Consider the following 3,699-nt stretch of genomic DNA (forward strand, 5'->3'; position numbering starts at 1 on the left):
AGGCTTCGGCCGCCGCCCAGTCGCTGCAGGAGCAGGCCGGCAGCCTCGTGCAGACAGTGAGCATCTTCAAGATCGATGCCAATGCCGTCGCCACGGTGCGCCCGGGCTTTACCCGCATCACCCCCATCCCCCGGCCCGCGAAACCCGCGCGGCCGTTGGCGAAGCAGCCTGCCAAGGCGCTGCCCGCACGCCGTGCGCCGGCCGCCGCTCCGGCGCCGCAGTTGGCGATGGCCGGCGACCCCAAAGGCGATTGGACCGAGTTTTGACACGAAAGGACTCAAGTCTGGCGATCCGATGCCGATAACAGGATGACGGCGTTGCCGCTTTGCGTGCAACAGCCGCCGTCTCCCGTTATTGAAAGAAGAGAGCGATGAGTTTGAAGGATCTGAAAATCGGCACGCGCCTGGGGCTCGGCTTCGCGGTGATGCTGCTGCTGATGGCTTTCATTGCCGGCACCGGCGTGCTGCGGCTGACCAATGTGGGGCATGCCACCGACGAGATGGTGGAGAAGGCGCTGGTGAAGGAACGCCTGGCCAACGAATGGCTGAGCAACCTCAGGTCGAACACGGTGGCCAACTTCGCGATGGTCAAGACCACCGATCCCGCCATTGCCGCCTATTTCTCCAAGCTGCAGGCGGCCGGCTCGGCACGCATCAGCCCGGCGCAGAAGAAGCTCGAATCGATGCTGGACACGCCGGAGGAGAAGGCGCTGTATGCCAAGGTGTCGGCCTCGCGCGCCGTGGTGCTCGAGACGGTGGGCGTTCTCAACAAGCTCAAGGACAGCGGCCAGCTCGCCGAAGCCAACACGCTGGTCGACACCAAGTTCAGCGAAGCGCTGGGCGTGTATGGCGGCGCCGTCGAGGCACTGGCCCAGCACCAGCGCGAGAAGATCGAGGCCGCCGCCAAGCGCATCGGTGCCGACTACATGGCGGGCCGCACCACGCTGATCGTGCTGGCGTCCATCGCCGTCGTGCTCGGCGCGCTGTTCGCATGGCGCCTGAGCGTGGGCATCGTGCGCCCGCTAGGCCATGCGCTGGAAGTGGCCGAGACCGTGGCGGCCGGCGACCTGAGCGCCGACATCCGCGTGGAAAGCCGCGACGAGGCGGGCCAGTTGATGCAGGCGCTCAAGAACATGAACGAGAGCCTGGCGAAGGTGGTGGGCGAAGTGCGTACAGGCACGGAGACGATCGCGACGGCTTCGGGGCAGATTGCTTCGGGCAACCAGGACCTGTCGTCGCGCACCGAACAGCAGGCCAGTTCGCTGGAGCAGACGGCTGCTTCGATGGAGGAGCTGACTTCGACCGTCAAGCAGAACGCGGACAACGCGCGGCAAGCCAACCAACTGGCTGTGTCAGCCTCCGAAGTTGCCGTGAAGGGCGGTAGCGTCGTGTCGCAGGTGGTCGACACCATGGGCTCGATCAATGCGTCGTCCAAGAAGATCGTGGACATCATCGGCGTGATCGACGGCATCGCATTCCAGACCAACATCCTGGCGCTGAATGCGGCGGTGGAAGCGGCCCGTGCGGGTGAGCAGGGCCGCGGCTTTGCAGTGGTGGCATCGGAAGTGCGCAGCCTCGCACAGCGCTCGGCAGCGGCAGCCAAGGAGATCAAGACGCTGATCGGCGATTCCGTCGAGAAGGTCGAGGAAGGCAGCAAGCAGGTCGCCGAGGCGGGCCGCACGATGGAAGAAATCGTCGGCAGCGTGAAGCGTGTGACGGACATCATGGGCGAGATCACCGCAGCGAGCCAGGAGCAGACCTCGGGCATCGAGCAGATCAACCAGGCCATCACGCAGATGGACCAGGTCACACAACAGAACGCTGCGCTGGTCGAAGAGGCCTCGGCCGCCGCCCAGTCGCTGCAGGAGCAGGCAGGCAGCCTGTCGCAAGTCGTCGGCGTGTTCCAGCTCGGCCGCAATCAACTGGCCCTGGCCTGAAAGCGAGGCCCGGATCATGCGTGTCAATCTGCCAGTCACCGGCATCGAATACGAACTCCCGAAGGACGCCGCCCTGGTGTCCCGCACCGACCTCAAGGGTCGCATCACGTACGTCAACCCGGCCTTCGTCGAGGCCAGCGGCTTTACCGTGGACGAACTCATGGGCAAGGCGCACAACATCGTGCGCCATCCCGACGTGCCGCCCGAAGCCTTTGCCGACCTGTGGCAGACGCTGGGGCAGGGCCTGCCCTGGACCGGCCTCATCAAGAACCGGCGCAGCAACGGCGACTTCTACTGGGTGCTCGCGAATGTCACGCCGATCCGGCGCGACGGCCGCGTGCAGGGCTACATGTCGGTGCGCAGCCGGCCCGACCGCGCCGACGTGGCCGAGGCCGATGCGCTCTACCGCCGCCTGCGCGAAGGCGGCGCCAAGGGCATCACGCTGCAGCAGGGGCAGGTGGTCCAGCGCGGCTGGATGAACCCGCTGGCGCAGCTGCGGCGCATACCGGTGCGCCAGCGCGTGTTCGGCGTGACCACGGCGGCCGCGCTGCTGTCGCTCGGTTCGGGCATCGCGGGCTGGATGGAAGCGGGCCGGCTGGTCGCTTCCGCCGGTGCGCACAGCTGGCTGCCCGGCGCGGCGATGGCCTGCGGCGTGGGCTTTGCGCTCGCATGGCTGGGGCTCGGGCAGTTCCTGGGCCGTACCGTCTTCAGACCACTCGATGAGGCCCTGCATGTGGCGCGGGCCATTGCCGGCGGCGATCTTGCCAAGTTCGAGATCCGTCGCGGCGACGAGATCACGGGGCTGCTGCGCGCGCTGAACCAGATGAGCGCGAACCTGTTCGCGATCGTTGCGGACGTCGGCACCAATGTGGCGGGCGTGATGTCGGCCTCGAGCCAGATCGCCTCGGGCAACCAGGACCTGTCGTCGCGCACCGAGCAGCAGGCCAGTTCGCTGGAGCAGACGGCGGCCTCGATGGAAGAGCTCACGAGCACGGTGAAGCAGAACGCGGACAACGCGCGCCAGGCGAACCAGCTGGCCGTGTCGGCCTCGGAAGTGGCGGTGAAGGGCGGCAGCGTGGTGTCGCAGGTGGTCGACACCATGGGCTCGATCAATGCGTCGTCCCGCAAGATCGTGGACATCATCGGCGTGATCGACGGTATCGCCTTCCAGACCAACATCCTGGCGCTGAATGCCGCTGTGGAAGCCGCACGCGCCGGCGAGCAGGGCAAAGGCTTTGCCGTGGTGGCAGCCGAGGTGCGCAGCCTCGCGCAGCGCTCTGCGGCAGCAGCCAAGGAAATCAAGACGCTGATCGGCGACTCCGTCGAGAAGGTCGAAGCCGGCAGCAAGCAGGTCGCGGAAGCGGGCCGCACGATGGAGGAGATCGTGGGCAGCGTGCGCCGCGTGACCGACATCATGGGCGAGATCACCACCGCGAGCCAGGAGCAGACCTCCGGCATCGAGCAGATCAACCAAGCCATCGCGCAGATGGACCAGGTCACGCAACAGAACGCCGCACTGGTCGAGGAGGCTTCGGCCACGGCGCAGTCGCTGCAGGAGCAGGCCGACGGCCTGGTCAGGGCCGTGCGCGTGTTCAGGGCCGAAGTGGCCGAGACCCATTAATTTCAAACCGGAGAGAACAGATGCTGACCAAGGCAAAAGACCCCTTGCAACAAGCCGCCTCGGCGCCGTCCCCTTCCACGGGCGGCAGCCGCCTGGAGGTGGTGACGTTCAAGCTGGGCGAGGAGGAATACGGGATCGACAT

2 protein-coding genes and 1 pseudogene are annotated in these 3,699 nt (G+C 66.6%); all 3 read left to right on the top strand.

From position 1 onward, the window contains the following. Positions 1-266: pseudogene (locus QRN67_RS17670) on the top strand (methyl-accepting chemotaxis protein); the annotation flags it as partial. Positions 267-370: 104 nt separating this feature from the next. After that, a complete protein-coding gene (locus tag QRN67_RS17675) occupies positions 371-1,936 on the top strand; it encodes a methyl-accepting chemotaxis protein (protein ID WP_285412881.1) in 1,566 nt (521 codons plus the stop codon). Positions 1,937-1,952: 16 nt separating this feature from the next. After that, positions 1,953-3,557 (top strand): methyl-accepting chemotaxis protein, encoded by a 1,605-nt coding sequence (locus QRN67_RS17680; protein WP_285412882.1) that lies wholly within the window; start codon positions 1,953-1,955, stop codon positions 3,555-3,557. Positions 3,558-3,699 lie beyond the last annotated feature (142 nt).

The sequence above is a fragment of the Variovorax sp. efr-133-TYG-130 genome (assembly GCF_030208835.1).
In the GTDB taxonomy this organism is placed as follows: domain Bacteria; phylum Pseudomonadota; class Gammaproteobacteria; order Burkholderiales; family Burkholderiaceae_C; genus Variovorax.